Origin of the sequence: Siminovitchia sp. FSL W7-1587, assembly GCF_037963795.1 — a bacterium.
Taxonomy (GTDB): domain Bacteria; phylum Bacillota; class Bacilli; order Bacillales; family Bacillaceae_C; genus Siminovitchia; species Siminovitchia thermophila.
Map to the genome: position 1 here is coordinate 1,221,943 of NZ_CP150169.1, position 17,884 is coordinate 1,239,826.

Sequence of the window (17,884 nt, forward strand, 5' to 3'; positions counted from 1 at the left end):
TTTTTAGTTGGGGGATCTCCCTGCCGGCGCATGCCGTCATTTATGGGAAGTTGCGGACCGGTGTCGCTTATGATTTTTCATGCCCCGAAACAATAATTGAATAATGAAGAAACCCAAAACAGAAGATGGAGCGTTTTTTTTCGGTTGTCTATATAAACCCGAGATCGTTTTGATCCACTGTATTCATCTGGATCATCTTGCTGTGCGCCGTACAGAACGCGGGAATTTCAAATTGCAGCGACTTCCCGGCCCGTCTATATTGATCGCAGAAGGCTGTTCGACTTGAAAAAAAGAGCACGCCTATCGTCTAGACGAACAGGCATTGTGCGCGAACATCGATACAGGGGGCAATCCATTTCGTTTCTGGATCGGGCCATGCTTCTATTAAAAACGATGAGAAATGAAAAGGCCCATCCAGTCCCCTTTCAAAAAAGTCTTCACGCCGCCACTTTTGCATCCGAATGAGATTCGTGGCGGCGCATTCTTTTTTCAAGCTTCGCGAAAACAACCTCAAAAAACAGGCAGATGACCCAATAAATAATGGATGCCACTAAATACATTTCCAGAAATCGGTAACCGTCATTAGCAATAATTTTAGCAAGCGCCATGATCTCCACGACTTTAACGGCAAAGGCAAGCGACGTCGCCTTCATCAAACTAATAAATGTATTGCCTAAATTGGGAAGCGCGACTAGAAACGCTTGGGGCAGTATAATCCTCCGCAAGCCTTGTGCCGTTGTCATGCCAACAGAATAGGCCGCTTCCATTTGTCCAACATTCAGCGCATTGATGGCAGAACGGAAAATTTCCGCCTGATACGCCGCCGTATGAAGCGTATAGGCGATAAACGCATAAATAAGCGGTGAAATACCTTGGGCATCCATGTTCAGGCCGAACTTCGCATTCAAGTAATCTATGAGAACGGGAACACCGTAAAAAAACACATACAGCTGAACCAAGAGCGGCGTGCCTCTTATAAAGGAAATGTACAAAATAAGAAAACGATGTAACACCGGAACGCGGTAAATTCTGCATAAAGCGATCAACAAGCCAAAAATCGAGCCAAACACCATCGCGACAACCGCAATCGACAGCATGACAGGAACACCCTTCAATACGTCCGGAACATGTTCCAAAGCAAATTCCAAATTAATGATAGACATTCATATCACTACCTTTATTCAGATAAGCTAACCCGCCCTTTTTTAAACAGTTTTTCCATAAAACCAATCACGCTTTCAATCAAGATGCACGTTCCCCAATACACGAGGGAAATGACGACATAGATTTGAAACATTCCCATGCCATGGTTGTTTCCCAATATGATGCGCACTTGCCCCATAATATCGATAATGCCAATCGTAAAAGCGAGTGACGTATCTTTCAGGAGCTCGATGATGTTATTTCCGAGGTTCGGCAACGAAATGACAAACGCCTGCGGCAAAACAATCCTTGTTAAAGCCTGGGAATAGCTCATTCCGACACTGTAAGCAGCTTCCAATTGGTCCTCTCCGACAGCAAGATACGCGGACCTGAAAACTTCCGACAAGTAAGCGGCCGTATGAAAAGAAAAGGCCATCACAAGAAAGACAAGCCGGTCCCAACTATTAATATCGATATGGAAAGCAAGCAGTAATTGCGGCAGGCCAAAATAGACGAGAAAAAGCTGTACGAGCAGCGGCGTGCACCTTGTGAAAGATAAATAAAAGGTAGCCAACTGATACAACATCGGCTTTTTCTGAATACGGATGACCGCGATTACCAACCCGAGAATGATGGAAAAAAACAAAGAAAGGCCGAGCATCAGGAGTGTGAGCGGCAATTTCTCCAATACTTTGACAAATAAATCAAGCCAGCCTGCAAACCCCGAATTCATATTCATTCACCACCTGAAAGACGCTATGATCATGAAAGTCCGCGCCGGGCGGCACCGGGCGGCCCAACACGGAAACATTATGGTTCAAAATGAAATCCTTCTTCATTCATGTAATCAAGATCTTTAAAGAAATCTACGCCAAACCATTTTTCGGCCAGCTTGGACAATACGCCGTCTTCCCGCAATTCAACCGTGGCTTCATCTATCTTTTTGGCAAGCTCTGTATGGTCCTTATGGTATACCGTCCATATCGGTTCTTTTGATATAATGCCGGCCACTTTCAAGTCAAGATCCAGCTCTTTTTGAATTTCATTGAACGTTGTGACGTTCATAAACATCGCGTCGGCCTTGCCTTTATCAACAAGTTTGAGATTTTCCGCATTGGAAGGAGCATCCATGCTTTCAATCGTTAATGGACGGTCCTTATGTTGTTCGTTATAAGCGTTTAAAATAGTGCGAAGACCTCCGCTTGGAGACATCGGCGGGAATTTTTTCCCCACCATATCATCCAATGTTTTAATATCATCTCGATCTTTTTTTGTAACGAGCGCTGTCAATGAATAGCCAAATTCATGCTCCGGATACAGAAACTTTTCTCCCCTTTCCGGATTTTTAAAGAACCAGTTAATGGCAAAGTCATATTTTCCCGTATCAACGCCAACCAAATTGGATTCTTCCTCTCCCCACACATATTCAAAGGTATATTCCGGAAGCTTTTTTTCTATTTCTTTCATATAATCCATGTCATATCCAATCGGATTGTTATTTTCATCGGCATACAGAAACGGAGGATTCACTTCATCACTAATCGCTACCTTCACCACTTGTTTACCATCTGTTTTTTCTGAATCTGCTGAACTTTGCGAGCAGCCCCCCATAAAAGCAAAGAGCGTGAATAAAGCGGCTCCCAGTAAAACTTTCTTCATTCCCTTTCCCCCTAGATTGCGTAATCTTCTTCTCTGACTAATCTCTTTAAAAATTGCTTTGTCCGATCATGTTTTGGGCGAACAAGAATTTCCTCCGGCACGCCTTCTTCGACGATCTGGCCTTCGTCCATAAAAACGACACGGGTCGCCACCTCGCGAGCAAATTCTATTTCATGGGTCACAACAACCATGGTAATCCCATCACGCGCAATTTTTTTAATGATGGACAGAACTTCCCCAACCATTTCCGGGTCAAGCGCAGATGTTGGTTCATCAAATAAAATAACGGACGGATTGAGGGCCAATGCCCTTGCTATACCAACGCGCTGCTGCTGCCCGCCGGAAAGCCGCGACGGGTACTCATCCATTTTTTCTGCAAGGCCCACCTGCTCAAGCAACGAGATCCCAATCTCCCTTGCTTCCTGTTTGGATACTTTTTTGGCCACAATCAGACCTTCTGTTACATTTTCCAAAACGGTCTTATTTTTAAACAGATTGTAATGTTGAAAAACCATCGCTGTTTTTCTTCTCAGCGCCAATATATCCCGTTTGGAAGGATGATTTCCCTTCACTGTAAAACCGTCTATGGTAACTGTGCCTTCATCCGGGCGCTCCAAGTAATTCATACATCTTAATAACGTTGTCTTTCCGGAACCGCTCGGGCCGATGATGACCAGCACATCCCCCTTTTGGACTTTCAAGTCCACCCCTTTTAATACTTCATTCTTTTTGTAGCGTTTGGTGATATTTTCCAGTTCAATCATAACCATCCCTGCACTTTTCGAATAGTATATAAAAGACGTTAACATAATTATTCTTACCTGTAAAGTAAGGATTAACCTGAATGCCTTGACGCTCCTAGTAAACTCAGATATATTTAAGCCTATAAAACAAATAGGAATTCTTCATTTATCATATATATGACATATAAAAATCCGGGGTGAGTATGACTTGAAACAAATATTTATCAAAACCAATACGCAAAAGAAATGGCTGCAAACATTAAGCGAAGAAGGTACAGAATTCAGCACTCGTTCAGCCGATACCGATGAACAGAGTAAATTTCCAAAAGAAAATATCGATGTGCTAGTGAATCTTGGTTATACAAGTTTGCCACTTCCGCAAACATACGGAGGAAAAGGCATCGGCATTTATGACATGGTGCTATTCCAAGAAACAATCGCAAGCAGCGATGCCGCAACAGGACTTTCGATTGGTTGGCATATGGGCGTAACAGGTGAGCTTTATGAAAAAAAATTATGGGATGACAGCAAATTGGCATTTTTTGCGGAAGAAGTGCTGAATGGCGCTCTCGTTAACAGGGCTGTCAGCGAAGCCCAAACAGGCAGTCCGACAAGAGGCGGCCGGCCCGGTACAACAGCCGTGAAAAAAGGGGGAAAATGGGAGATATCGGGCCGAAAAACATTTACGACCATGTCCCCGGCTTTAACTTATTTTCTCACTTCTGCGTGGATTGAGGAAAAACAAGCCATCGGGTTTTTCCTCCTTCATAAAGAATCGGAAGGTTTATCCATTGAGGAAACATGGGACGTGATCTCAATGAGAGGGACGGAAAGCCATGATTTAGTGCTCGATCGTGTCACCGTAGATGACTCCATGCTGATGGAAATCAACGAGGGCCCAAGAGGAAACAAAGTAAACGGATGGATTTTACACATCCCGGCCTGCTATCTTGGCATTGCGCAGGCTGCCCGCGACTTCGCCCTCCGTTTCGCGCTGGAGTATTCCCCGAACAGTATTGAGGGAACGATCAGTGAACTTCCCAATGTGCAGCGCCTGCTTGGGGAGATGGACTTGGAGCTAACCAGGTGCCGGCACTTTATATACAACGTGGCGGAAGCATATGATGATGAAGCGCGGAGACCATACATGACAAACGAACTTGGCGCAGTCAAATATACCATTACGAATTCGGCCATTGACATTGTTGATAAAGCGATGCGTATCGTCGGCGCCAAGAGCCTCCAGCGCCAGAACCCATTGCAGCGCTACTACCGCGATGTCAGGGCCGGTTTGCATAACCCGCCGATGGATGATGTCACCATACTAAAACTGGCGCAAACAGCCATCCAAAAAGGAGCGAATTGAAAGAGAGCGGCTGCATCTCCTCTTCAAGTCGATAATAATACCCCGAAAGACGAGAGGTAAGTGAAGAGTATTTTCTAATACCGAGAGTAAATATAAAAAATGGAAAGTAACTTCCGAAAAACGCAAATAAAACAAAATAGTAGAGAGTATTTTCCAAAAGGCAAGAGCAAAAATCGAAATAAGGAATAGTATTTTCATAAAGACGAGAGGGAATCTAAATAGCAGAGAGTATTTTCCAAAATTCAAGAGGGAATCTAAATAGCAGAGAGTATTTTCCAAAATTCAAGAGGAAATCGAAATAAGGAAGAGCATTTTCATTGCGACGAGAGGGAATCTAAATAGTAGAGAGTATTTTCCAAAAAGCGGATAGTAAATGAAAAAAGTCGCCGGGGATCTCAAAAAAGACGAGCATTCCCAAAGGGTGAACGGACTTGCCGTGATGAAACATCAAAGGTTTCTCAACAGCCTGGAAGCGGCCGAATCCGCTCACTTTTTAAATGAAAACCAATCATTTCTTTCAACAAGGAAATGCTCAGACACTCTTCTATTTCGTGATAAAGCAATATACTACGCAGATGTTCCAGAACCTATTCGTTATAAAACAAATTGAAGCGATTTCCGCCATGGAAGAAGGGTTTTGTGGCAATATGAAAAAGAGAGCGGCTGAATCCGCTCTCTTTTCCTCACTTTTTCTTCTCTTCTGTCTTCGTTTTTTTCGAGCCTTTGCAGTTACCGCATAGTTTGCAGCCTGATTTTGCGAGACACATCTTCTTTTTCCTCCCCAAAGAATAAATGTCCGTTGAATCAGAAAACCGGCATAAAAAAACCAGCCGTCATTTACAATGAAATGTAAATGAACGACTGGGTTATTCTGCGTGACTCCTGCGGTCTTCCCGCTGGTTGACAGATTTGGCAGTCTTCTCATTAACGATAAGAATGAAAGGCGTACTATTTTGCCGAACCTAGTAAAAGGAAGTTTCACCAGAAAGCAAATTTTGTACGTCTACCTTTATTGTACAGGCTTTCAAAAATGGTGTCAATTGTCTCTTTGCAGCTTGATGTTATATTTCTTCAGCCTTCTCATTAAAAGTGATTGTGTAATGCCCAATTGTTCCGCCGTTTTTCGGGTCGTTTTAAATTTTGCATAAGCCTTGCCGATGATATCTTTTTCCACTGATTCCAGTATATCTGTCAACGAATCCCCTTCCCCATAATGGGCGAGATGGAAAGAAGGTTCTTCCTCCTTTTTCATATGGAGCGGTAAATCTTCCAATTGAATGTAGTCGCCCGAACTGATAATGACCAGGCGTTCCATTAAATTTTCCAATTCACGAATATTCCCCGGCCATTCGTATGTTTGTAAGTTCGCAACTGCCTCGGAAGTCAGCCGGTATGACCGCTTATGCTTTTTATTGTACTTATCCAGATGAAATTGCAATAACCCCGCAATATCCTCCTCCCTCTCCCGAAGTGAAGGCACACGTATTGGTAAAACATTCAACCTGTAAAACAAATCTGAACGAAAGTTGCCTTTCTTTACTTCTTCCACTAATTCAAGATTGGTGGCAGCAATAATTCTTACATTTGCGGAATGATATGCTGTGGCGCCTACCGGAAGAAATTTCTTCTCTTGCAAAAATTGCAAAAGCTTTGCTTGAAGGTGGATGGGAAGTTCGCCAATTTCATCAAAAAACAGCGTTCCTTTATCAGCCAGCTTGATCAGGCCTGCTTTTCCCCCTTTATTCGCTCCGGTAAAAGCCCCCTTCGCATAGCCAAACAACTCTGACTCTATTAGAGATTCCGGTATCGCCCCGCAATTTATTTCAATAAACGGTTCGCTTTCCCGTTCACTTAATTCATGAATTCGCCTGGCAATTACATTTTTTCCAACACCTGTTTCGCCACTCAGCAGAACCGTCGAATCTGTGGGGGCAATTTTGTCAACCGTATTCAACATAGCTTGATAAATCGGACTGTGACTAATAAAAAAATGCGAACCCGCTAAGTTTTTCTCGTAATGTATTTTCGCAATTTCCTGGCTGTACCTTTTTAACAATGCCTGTGTTTCTTCCAGTTCGTTAGTAGTATGGACAATTTCCGTAATGTCCTTCGTCTGAGCGATGATACAATCTATTTTTCCGTCTTCATCTGTAATGGGATACCCGGTGACAATGAATCTGAGGTCTTTGCCCTCAGATGTTTGTACCGTGCTTACTAATGCTTGCTTTTCAATAACCATTTTTGTGACTGATGGCTTAAATATACCTAGTTCTTCCAGTAAGTAAACACTTTTCCCGATAAAAAACGACTTCGGTTTGTTTGAGAAATTTGCACACGCTGTATTCAGCCATAATACCTGACCTTCTCCATCAGAAATCAAAACTCCGTCAGAGAATGCATTCAGAATTTTTGTGAAATATGGATGTTTCAAAAGCTCTTGCACTTTATTCAATCCATTCACCCTCTCCATCTGTCATTAGAGTAAAAATAACAGCCCATTTTGATTTGAAAACGATTCAAAAGAGAAATTTACCGTTGTTTTTTAAGAAATAGTTGAGTCAATATCGACTCAAATCTGTATTTCTTGAGTCGCTTTTGAACAACAATTGTAAACGCAATCATCGTAATCTGTCAAAACGGGGGCGTTTTTGCTCCCATAACCAAAAAATCTTGGCACAATTATTGCTCTTAGTAAAACCCATAGAACGTGCCAATGAAACAGTATTTCATAAAATATAAAGGTGATAAGGAGGTTGGCGAAGTCATGAAACGAGATTTACAGATTCATATGGACCGCCTCATGAGAACAATTGACAAAAGTGCCGATATCGGCAAACTCCCCTGCGGGGGAATACGCCGGCTCGCGCTGACGAATGAGGATAAGAACATGCGGGATTTATATATACGCTGGTTGAAGAACATTGATTTGGAAGTTCGTGTCGATGATTTTGGCAATATTTATGGCAGGAGGGAAGGAAAAAATCCCAATGCCGCTCCGGTGTTGATTGGTTCCCATCTTGATACACAGCCCGAAGGCGGAAGATACGACGGAATACTCGGTGTGCTAGCTGGACTGGAAGTTTTAACCGTATTGAATGAAAGCGGTATACAAACAGACAGACCGATTGAACTCATCAATTTTACAAATGAAGAGGGAGCCAGATTTGAACCGCCAATTTTAGGTGCCGGTGGACTATCGGGACATTTCGATCACCAATTTGTTTACTCTCGTACAGACCGGGAAGGGAAAACCTTTTTAGATGAATTAAAACGGATCGGCTATCACGGTTCAAAAAGAAACCGCATTCAAAACGCTTATTGCTATTTGGAGCTCCATATTGAGCAAGGTCCCGTATTGGAACATAAAAATGTGGATATCGGCATCGTGACCGGCATTCAAGGAATGAATTGGCTGGAAGTGAAAATCACCGGGCAATCCGATCACGCAGGACCAACGCCGATGAACATGCGGAAGGATGCCCTGTACGCGGCTTCCAAGATGATACAAATGATTAAACAAACAGCCGTAAACTTTCATCATGAAGCTACGGCTACAGTAGGCAGGCTTTCTATTAAGCCAAACTCGATCAATTGTGTGCCCGGGGAGGTCACTTTCTCTGTCGATATCCGCCATTCGCATGACACCATCAAAGAACAATTGACCCAATTATTAATAGAAAAAATCAGCGTTTGTGCTGCCGCTGAAAAAGTTTCAGTTCAAATCGATAAAATTTGGGAAAGTTCCGCGACCCGCTTTTCCGAAAGTTTGATTAACATCATTGCCGAAAATGCCGACAAGCTTGGTTATAGCAACCAGAAAATGATCAGCGGAGCCGGGCATGACGCAAAATATATGAATCGAATAACCCCGACAGCCATGATATTTGTTCCAAGTGCTGATGGAAAAAGCCACTGCCAAGAAGAGTTTACCACGCCGCAAGAGATTGAAAAAGGTGCCAACTTGCTTTTGAAGACAGTCTATCAGTTGGCAAATCATCATACTAACGCTTCCTTCCTGTAAGAAAGCGCCACATCAAGAGGAGGTATATGAAATGTTCGCAGATGTAATCTTTTATAACGCCAACATTTACACGATGGATGAAGTCCGCCCTAACGCAACTAAAGTGGCAGTCAAGAACGGAAAAATGATTGCTTTTGACGAGAATACAAACCAGATGAAAGGTCCTTCCACAAAACTAGTAAATGTAAATGGAAAAACGGTCTTACCAGGATTTATCGAAAGTCATGCACATCCGTTACAGTACGCGGCAAAATTGCTGCAACTTGACTTGAGAGCAGAAGTAACACCCGACATTGAAAGCATTCTTCATGCAGTAAGGGAAAAAGCAAAAGTAACGCCAAAAGGAGAATGGATCCTTGGGACGGGATGGGACGACAGCAAAATAAAGGAAAAACGCTTTCCTACAATGGACGAGCTAAGTGAAGCCGCGCCAGATCATCCCGTATTCCTAAAAAGGACTTGTTCACATAATGCTGTGGCCAATAGATTGGCTTTTAAGGCGAGCGGCCTGCCTGATCTTCCTAAAGATCCTGAAGGAGGTCATTTCCATATTGATCCTAAAACCGGCAAACCAAGCGGTCTCATACAAGAAAACGCCATGCACGAGTTTTCTGTCCCTCTATTTTCTATTGAACAATTAAAAGACGCGATGATGCAGGCACAGAAACAATTTTTCCAGTGGGGAATTACGACTGTGCATGAAATGGCCGTCACTAAAAACGACATGATCGTGTACCAACAGCTTCAAAAAGAAGAAAGTTTCCGTTTGAAAGCCCGCCTTTGGCTCTGGGCAATTGATTTAATGGGCTGGACCGGTGTCCAAGATGAGGCTCTGAAACTTGGAATTGAAAGCCATTTAGGAAATGACCGCCTGAATATTCAAGGCTTAAAGTACATGCTCGATGGAAGTGTCGGCGGCAAAACAGCAGCATTGAACAGGCCTTATGAGAATGATGACAATAACAACGGCATTCTATACATGCAGCAAGACCATTTAAACAAGCTCGTATCCCAATCTATTAAAAACAATTTGCGTGTATCCATCCATGGGATTGGTGAGCGGGCAATCGAAATGGCTCTGAAGGCTATTTCAAATGCGGCCACCCCCGAAGAAAACAAGAGAATGCGCAACAGAATCGAGCATTGTACCTTACCGACAGAAGAACATTTAAAGCAAATAGCGCAATATGGAATCATTGCCGCTTCTTCCATTGGATTTATATACTCGATTGGAGACAGCTATTTGGCAAACCTTGGAAAGCAGCGGGCAGAAAAAGTATTTCCGCATGCTTCCTTTAAGAAATATGGAATTATGTCCCCGGGAAATTCAGATTTACCGGTATGTGACGGCAATCCGCTGCTTGGCGTCTATTCTGCCGTCGTCCGCAAGACGATTGGCGGTCAACAACTTGGAACAGCAGAAGCCATTTCAGTGGAAGACGCGATAAAAGCTTACACCATTGACGCCGCCTTTTCAGGCTTTGATGAAAACATAATCGGTTCACTTTCCATTGGAAAATATGCGGATTTCATCGTATTGAACCAAGACCCATTTAAAACGGATCCGGAATCACTCAAAGACATGAAAGTAACTCAAACAATTGTTGAAGGAGAAATCGTCTTTAGCGACACTTAAAAATATCCCTGAAACGAGGAGAAATCAATATGTATCATTCACAAGAACAAATGATTTTGGGTGGACTTGTCATTGTCTATTTCCTGTTTCTATTTGGAGTCTCTCTCTATATAAATCAAAAAAGTATCAAAACGTATGATGATTATAACGTAGCCGGAAGATCCGTCTCCATTTTCCCATTAATCCTGACGTTCGTCGGCACCGCTGTCGGCGGGTCCACTTTGCTCGGCTATATGGAAAATGGGTACAGGTTTGGCATGGGCCAGCATTGGCTGAACTTCGGCACCCTTTTTGCGGGTATCATTTTAATGTTTTTCTTTGTTAAAAAGATTCGCCAATATGGAGAAAAATACAATATGGTTACGATTGCCGATTTTACAACGTTGCGCTTCGGGGAAGGGGCCCGCTTTCCAACAGTCATCAGTATTTTAATTGCTTACAGTGCCATAACCGGCATGCAATTTGTTGCCATTGCGACTATTTTGAATTTGACCATCGGACTTAGCATCACAACAGGAATTATCATTAGCTGGATTATGCTGACGCTCAAAACGTACTTTGGCGGGATGAAATCCGTTATTTGGCAAGACGCCTTTCATGGAACAATCCAGACGATTGGAATTTTCACATTGTTTGTTGTTGTTATTATTGCATCTGGCGGCTGGGGAAATATGACAGAAAACGCCCTGGCAATGAATGAAAGAGCCAATTTGAGCGTCTTCAACATTTCGGCCACGCAAGTTTTCGTCTATTTATTAACGATTGGCGCCTATCAATTTGTCAGACAGGATCTATGGCAACGATTTTGGGCGGCAAAAGATTTGAAAACGACCACACGCGGCTACTGGATTTCCATCGTACTGGCATTTTTAACAGGATTTTTCGTGATTACGATTGGAGTAGCAGGCAAGTACGGCTTACAGATGGGAGACATTAATCCGACATTGAGCTACTATGAAATCATCGGGAATGTTTTCAATTTTCCAATGATTATTGTAATGATCATTGCTTTATTGGCTACCGTTATTTCTACGGCGGACTCGTTTTTCATGGCAGGGGCCTCTTCTATTGTCAACGATATTATTAAGCCGCGTCTCAAGCTTCAAAACGATAGAAAGCTTCTAGCATACAGTCGTTTATCAGTCATATTTGTTTCCCTATTTTCTTTGCTGCTCGCATTATATATTCCGCAACTCGTTAATTTGTGGGTAACGGGAACAGCGATGTTAGTTTCCTCCCTGCTGGCACCGGTCATTTTCGGGTTATTTTGGAAGGGCGCTACGAAAGCGGGCGGCACATGGGCAATGTGGATCGGGCTGTTTATTGCGGTAGGTTGGCAAGTAGCAGGACATCCATTCGGCATTCATCCCGTTTTTATTGGATTGCCGGTGTCAACCATTTTGGTAGTCGTTATTTCATTACTGACCAAATCCAACAACTCAAATGTCCATTATGAAGAAAAAGTCGTTTAATATTATAAATGTTTCATGTACCTTTCCATCAAAGATGGAAGTGTGCAGGAAACACAAAGGGACCGGGACATAACTAAATCAGCTGTTAAAAAACGAACAATAAAGTGAAACTTCATTCAGTAGGTCTTCTACTGAATGTTAGTTGAACCAATCGGGCATTTAGGTGCCGTTTTCTCACACTTAGACCTTTTGTATTCACGCAAGATTTTGAAGTGGGAGGCTTACGGCACCTTACATGCCGGATAAATTGTCCTAGGTATATACGCAAGCTTTTAGCGTAGTCAAAATATGTTGACGTAGAGATGATAGGGATTTTTTTGCTATTTAATATTTGCTTGTGTCTCAACCCCTTTAATTTGATCAAAAACACAAATCCCCGTTTTCCGATTTGCTGGACACATAAGTGTACACTTGGCACTTGCGATTCGGATTTTGTCTGGAACGGAAGAGTACCCGTTTATGCTGATGCTGGCTGGAACATTGTATCATGGGTCCATCATTGAAAAATACATGATGCCCTTTATGGATGAAAAATGATATATATTAAGCAAATCTTTTAGCCGCCTTTCCAACGAGGTGAACAATCTTCCATAAATATGTTGGACCGCGGAAATACATCCATTCTAATAGGCTTCCTTGCCATTCATGACCTCAAGCCGTTTGTAATAGACCTCTTAATGCAAGGCCATTCCCCAAAGCTCATGTACGAAATCTTCCTCTCGCTTTGCGAACATCGGCATTTTCTGAACCCCGAAGCTTGATGCGCCAATCAGCGACTCTCTCATTTAATCAATGCAAAATTGAATAGGTTATGTAAAATCGCATTATCGTATTATTCAAAGAGCAATTTTATGATTAATAGCATAAAAGATTACTTCAACCTCCTACTATAGCCGGACAACTGTTTTTTTGCGTGATCGCAAGATCTTTTTTACACAGAATGCTCGGGAAATAGGTATAAGAATAGACACGACTTAAGTAAATTTATAGTTGGCATAATAATTGCATCATAATTATATGTAAATCCCAACCACTATAAACATATCAATACTTGGGAGGAGAAAAAAATGAAAGCGGATCTGATCATACAAAGTAAAGCCGTTTTTACAGGCTTAAAAGAACATCCTGAACACCTGGCTGTCGCCATAAAGGATAATAAAATCCTTGCTGTATGTAAACCTCAGGAAGCAAACAAATACATGAGTGATGAAACGCGCCTGATTGATGCCGGGGAAAAGCTCGTTTCGCCAGGTTTTTTTGATTCACACATTCATATTATGGCCGGGAGTCTCTTTAACTACTATGCCGTTCCTTTAAGTGATACGTTATCTGCCAAAGATGCTGCCGAAAAAGTGAAAGCGTATGCAGATGAACATCCTGACAGCTCATGGATTATTGGAACCGGATGGGATTATACCGCATGGGGGGACAAGCATTTTCCCGATCGGCACATCCTTGACCAGTATATTTCTGACCGGCCTGTTTTTCTGATTCATGCAGAAGGGCATTATGGCTGGGTCAATACGAAAGCGCTTGATATCGCCAACATAAAGCCGGACACGGCCAACCCGGATTATGGAATCATTCATAAAGATGGGGATGGTCATCCAACAGGCATTTTAATTGAATCCGCGATGTCACTCGTTGGCGAATATGCCTATAACTTTTCTGATGAACAGAAAAGAAAAATGGTACAGCTTTTCTTGGACCACGCCGCAAGCTTTGGTGTGACCGCAGTGAACGACCTTTATTTGTCCCGGGCCCATGAACAGTTGGAAGGGTACGCCACTTTTAAAGAATTTGATGAAAACGATTTATTAACTGTCAGAATCCATCTATATCCACCGCTAAATGGTGATTGGGAACAAGCAAATGAATTCCGGACAACATTCACTTCATCAAAGCTGAAAATGTCCGGTTTAAAGCAATTCATTGACGGGGTTGTGACCGGCTATACCGCTTACATGCTTGATGTGTATAAAGATAAACCGGAAACAAGAGGTGAAATCGGCTTTTCCGAAGAACAGCTTCAAGAATGGGTCACAGCCGCCGATAAGGAAGGTTATCAAATTAAATTTCACACAATCGGAGATGGCGCTGTCCGGCTTGGCCTCGATCTATACGAAAATGCTCAAAAAGAAAATGGCAAGCGGGACTCACGCCACACCCTTGAACATATTGAGGTCATTGCCCCGGAAGATATACCAAGATTTAAACAATTAGGCGTGCTTCCTTCGGTCCAGCCTTACCATATGGCCTTAATGCCGAGAGAAAGCCATACAGAAAGGGTTTCAAAGGAAAAGTTCCCTTATATTTATCCGAACGCCCTCTTCTTCAAGGAAGGACATGTCATGCCTTACAGTAGCGACTATCCGATTGTACCGCTAAATCCGATGCTGGGACTTTATCATGCAGTAACACGCAAAGATTATTCACTGGAAGATACTTGGAATGAACAGGAAAAAATTACATTGGCACAAGCTTTAAGAGCCTATACTTACGGATCTGCTTACAGCGTGTTCCGGGAACACGAAATGGGCACATTAGAAAAAGGAAAGCTTGCAGATATAGTTATTCTCGACAGGAACTTGTTTCATGTTCCGGAAAAAGAAATCCTCGATGCTAAAGTTGAAATGACAATGGTTGATGGAAAAGTAGTTTATGAAAAAAATACAAAAAAGCTTGTGAATCATCCATAAGATGCTTCCTTGTTTGAAGCCCCTTTATACAACATTTTATTCGTAACCGCTCACAAGCCAAAAGGAGGATTTGTATGCAACAAGACCAAATGAAGCGCTCCCTTACCCTTATCCCGGTTGTACTTTTCGGATTTTCATTTATGGCACTGGCGACTGTTTTCAGCACGTATGGAATAGCTGCGGAATTGTCGAACGGCATGGTATCGGGATCCTATTTATTGGCGCTCATTGTCATGCTTTTTACCGCCTATAGTTATGGTCAAATGGCGAAAGTCGTGCCATCGGCCGGCTCAGCTTACACCTACACGCAAAAGTCGATCAGCCCACACGTCGGCTTCATGGTCGGCTGGGCCGTGCTAATGGATTATTTATTCATTCCGATGGTCAACTATTTGCTGTTTGGCATCTTTTTCTCAGCGGCTTTTCCGGCCATCCCAAGCTATATTTGGATCCTGGGGATGCTTCTGCTCGTTACGCTCATCAATGCCAGAGGAATCAGGCTGGCCACCATGGCCAATGCAATGATCACGATATTTTCTCTGGTGTTTATCTTCATATTTATCGGCTTTTCCGTAAAAGAAATTGTTGGCGGAGCGGGTACGGGCACCCTTTTAAACGTGAAGCCATTTTTCAACCCAGATGAATCTTTCTCTTATATTGTTGCCGGTGCAGCCCTATTATGTTTTTCATTCCTGGGCTTTGATTCGGCAACGGCGTTTGCGGAGGAAACCGTCAATCCGAAAAAGACGATTCCCCGCGCTGTCATGTTGATCACCCTTGTAGGCGGAGCCGTTTTCATGACGGTATCTTATTTTGCATACAATGTATGGCCGGACCACACGACATTTACAGACCCGGATTCAGCATCTCATGAGATCATCACTTTTGTTGGCGGCAAATTAATGGCCACCTTATTTCTGGCCGTTTATGCGGTAACGGTTTTTGGATCGGCAATGTCTTCCCAGGCAAGTGCCTCTCGCGTGCTATTTGCCATGGGACGTGACGGACAACTTCCGAGTTTTTTTGGCAAGCTTCATCCCAAATTTAAAACACCTATCAATAATATTTTATTAATCAGCGCCATCTCCCTTCTTTCTTTAGTGTTGAGCTTGACCTTGGTGGCGTCTTTCATCAACTTTGGAGCGTTTATTGCCTTTATCTCCGTCAATATCGCGGTTATTTCTTATTACTTTATTAAAAAGAAAGAACGGTCCTTCAAAGGAACCATTCTTTACTTGATCCTTCCGGGTATTGGGGCCGTGCTTGATATATGGTTATTATTGAATTTGGACATCCACTCAAAGGTGTTGGGAAGCATCTGGTTTGCTCTCGGTTTTATTTATCTGCTCTTTTTAACAAAAGGATTTAAACAAAAACCGCCTGAGCTTCATTTAAGTTTGGAAAACGATTCACAAGATAGAACAGCGTAACTGTAGAAACATGAATATGGGTCGAAGCCGGGACTAATGATGGCCGGCTCCACTCCATTCCCTAAATTGGATCCAAAAATTACTTTTTTTTAACAAGAGGCAAATCAAATACTCCTTACACAAAATCTTGGAAAAAGGAAGTCAACCCCTTTCTTTTCTAAAATTAATCATATATAATCTATAGTTGTGAAGATTAATTACATAATGCCACTGGATACAGCGACATTTGGAAAAAAGGAGCGATATCAATGAGCAACAACGAAGCGTTACGACAAGAATTGGTTGAATTGGATAAAAAATATTTTATTCATCCCACTTCTTCACTTCAAGATCAACAAGAAAAAGGCCCTTCCATTATTTTCGATAAAGCAGAAGGCGTTCATGTTTATGATCTGAATGGAAAAAAATACATTGAAGGAATGGCGTCTCTTTGGAATGTTAATATTGGCTATGGACGGAAAGAATTGGCTGAAGTTGCCAAAGAGCAAATGGAAAAATGCGCTTATGTCTCTAGCTTTACCGGCTTTAGTAATGAGCCAGCCATTCGCCTTGCTGCTAAAGTAGCTGAAATGACACCTGGAGATCTCAATGGTGTTTTCTTTACGTCCGGTGGTTCTGAATCAAACGATTCGGCATATAAACTCGTACGTCACTATTGGAAAGTAAAAGGCAAACCAGAAAAAACAAAAATCATCGCTCGCAGAAGAGCGTATCATGGAGTAGCTTCCGGTTCTACAAGTGCAACAGGTATCGAATCTTTCCATGAATTTACTACTTCTCTTGCACCAGGATTTATTCACATCGATCCGGATGATCCAGAAGATTTCAGAAGAGCTATTCAAGAAGAAGGCGCAGATACCATTGCTGCATTTTTAACCGAGCCTATCCAAGGTGCCGGAGGCGTTAACTTCCCGAAAGAGGGATACCTCCAAGAAATTCGCAAAATCTGTGACGAGCATGACATCCTGTTCATTGCTGACGAAGTCATTAACGGATTCGGACGTACAGGAAAAATGTTTGCATGCGAACATTTCGGCATCGTTCCAGATGTACTCCTGTTAGCAAAAGGTATCTCAAGCGGATATATCCAATTGGGTGCAGTTGTTGTACGTGAGCATATCCATCAAGACTTAATCAAATACTCTAAAGGGGTATTGATGCACGGATTCACTTACAGCGGACATCCAACAGCTTGTGCCGTCGGCTTGAAAAACATCGAAATCTTGGAGTCTGAAAACATGGTTGAAAACTCCAGAGTCATGGGAGAGCTTTTAGGCAGCAAGCTAAAAGAACTTCAAAACGAAACAGACATCGTTGGTGAAGTTCGCTATCTCGGATTGATCGGCGCTATAGAAATCGTCAAAAACCAAGAAACAGGTGAACGCTTCGAAGAAAAACTTTCTGGAAAAGTTGTCGCAGAAGCAAGAGAGCGTGGACTCATCTTGAGAAATGTTACTTACTGGGAAAAAGACACAATCGTTTACTCCCCTCCACTTTGCATGACTGAACAAGACGTAAACGACTTTGTCAGCATCCTGAAAGAATCGATTCTTCACATTCAAAAGTCTTTATAATAATAAATACCGACCCCCGCAGAAGATACATTTCTGCGGGGTTTTTTTGAAGTGTTTAACCGCTATTTAAATGTCATTGCCCAGCCCAATCAAATAGCAGGAGTCGGCGATTGTGACACGGTCTTTTTTCCTTGAAAGCTC

The 17,884-nt window shown here is 42.6% G+C and carries 13 protein-coding genes; 8 read left to right on the top strand and 5 right to left on the bottom strand.

What is annotated here, in order from left to right:
- Positions 1 to 437 precede the first annotated feature (437 nt).
- The 4 genes from NST31_RS05790 to NST31_RS05805 all read right to left on the bottom strand — a co-directional run bounded on the left by NST31_RS05790 (position 438) and on the right by NST31_RS05805 (position 3,566).
- Entirely contained in the window at positions 438 to 1,163 is a 726-nt protein-coding gene (locus NST31_RS05790) for an amino acid ABC transporter permease (protein ID WP_339164495.1), read from the bottom strand.
- Positions 1,164 to 1,177: 14 nt separating this feature from the next.
- Positions 1,178 to 1,876 carry an amino acid ABC transporter permease gene (locus NST31_RS05795; RefSeq protein WP_139345696.1) on the bottom strand — a complete coding sequence of 233 codons (699 nt, stop codon included), beginning with the start codon at positions 1,874 to 1,876 and terminating at the stop codon, positions 1,178 to 1,180.
- A 77-nt stretch (positions 1,877 to 1,953) separates the two neighbouring features.
- On the bottom strand, positions 1,954 to 2,802 hold the full coding sequence (locus tag NST31_RS05800) for a transporter substrate-binding domain-containing protein (protein WP_077113148.1): 849 nt from the start codon (positions 2,800 to 2,802) through the stop codon (positions 1,954 to 1,956).
- Positions 2,803 to 2,813: 11 nt separating this feature from the next.
- Positions 2,814 to 3,566, bottom strand: a complete 753-nt coding sequence (locus tag NST31_RS05805) for an amino acid ABC transporter ATP-binding protein (RefSeq protein ID WP_077113193.1) — start codon at positions 3,564 to 3,566, stop codon at positions 2,814 to 2,816.
- Between the two features lie 187 nt (positions 3,567 to 3,753).
- Here NST31_RS05805 and NST31_RS05810 point away from each other — a divergent pair, with 187 nt between their 5' ends.
- Together NST31_RS05810 and NST31_RS05815 are read left to right on the top strand one after the other, a co-directional pair.
- Complete coding sequence (locus NST31_RS05810) at positions 3,754 to 4,911, top strand: acyl-CoA dehydrogenase family protein (protein WP_077113147.1); 1,158 nt, start codon at positions 3,754 to 3,756, stop codon at positions 4,909 to 4,911.
- 373 nt (positions 4,912 to 5,284) lie between these two features.
- Entirely contained in the window at positions 5,285 to 5,521 is a 237-nt protein-coding gene (locus tag NST31_RS05815) for a hypothetical protein (RefSeq protein ID WP_077113146.1), read from the top strand.
- A gap of 426 nt (positions 5,522 to 5,947) precedes the next feature.
- Here the strand turns inward: NST31_RS05815 and NST31_RS05820 are convergent, their stop codons facing one another.
- Entirely contained in the window at positions 5,948 to 7,354 is a 1,407-nt protein-coding gene (locus tag NST31_RS05820; protein WP_321189690.1) for a sigma 54-interacting transcriptional regulator, read from the bottom strand.
- 321 nt (positions 7,355 to 7,675) lie between these two features.
- On the opposite strand from NST31_RS05820, the gene NST31_RS05825 reads away from it, so the two are divergent.
- From NST31_RS05825 to NST31_RS05850, 6 genes are all read left to right on the top strand, one after another.
- Positions 7,676 to 8,932 carry a M20 family metallo-hydrolase gene (locus NST31_RS05825; RefSeq protein ID WP_077113144.1) on the top strand — a complete coding sequence of 419 codons (1,257 nt, stop codon included), beginning with the start codon at positions 7,676 to 7,678 and terminating at the stop codon, positions 8,930 to 8,932.
- Between the two features lie 31 nt (positions 8,933 to 8,963).
- Positions 8,964 to 10,568, top strand: a complete 1,605-nt coding sequence (locus tag NST31_RS05830) for an amidohydrolase (protein WP_077113143.1) — start codon at positions 8,964 to 8,966, stop codon at positions 10,566 to 10,568.
- 29 nt (positions 10,569 to 10,597) lie between these two features.
- Positions 10,598 to 12,040, top strand: a complete 1,443-nt coding sequence (locus tag NST31_RS05835; protein ID WP_077113142.1) for a sodium:solute symporter family protein — start codon at positions 10,598 to 10,600, stop codon at positions 12,038 to 12,040.
- 1,067 nt (positions 12,041 to 13,107) lie between these two features.
- On the top strand, positions 13,108 to 14,739 hold the full coding sequence (locus NST31_RS05840; RefSeq protein WP_339164497.1) for an amidohydrolase: 1,632 nt from the start codon (positions 13,108 to 13,110) through the stop codon (positions 14,737 to 14,739).
- Between the two features lie 74 nt (positions 14,740 to 14,813).
- Positions 14,814 to 16,169, top strand: a complete 1,356-nt coding sequence (locus NST31_RS05845) for an amino acid permease (protein ID WP_339164499.1) — start codon at positions 14,814 to 14,816, stop codon at positions 16,167 to 16,169.
- A gap of 248 nt (positions 16,170 to 16,417) precedes the next feature.
- Entirely contained in the window at positions 16,418 to 17,743 is a 1,326-nt protein-coding gene (locus NST31_RS05850) for an aspartate aminotransferase family protein (protein ID WP_339164500.1), read from the top strand.
- The last annotated feature ends 141 nt before the right edge of the window (positions 17,744 to 17,884 follow it).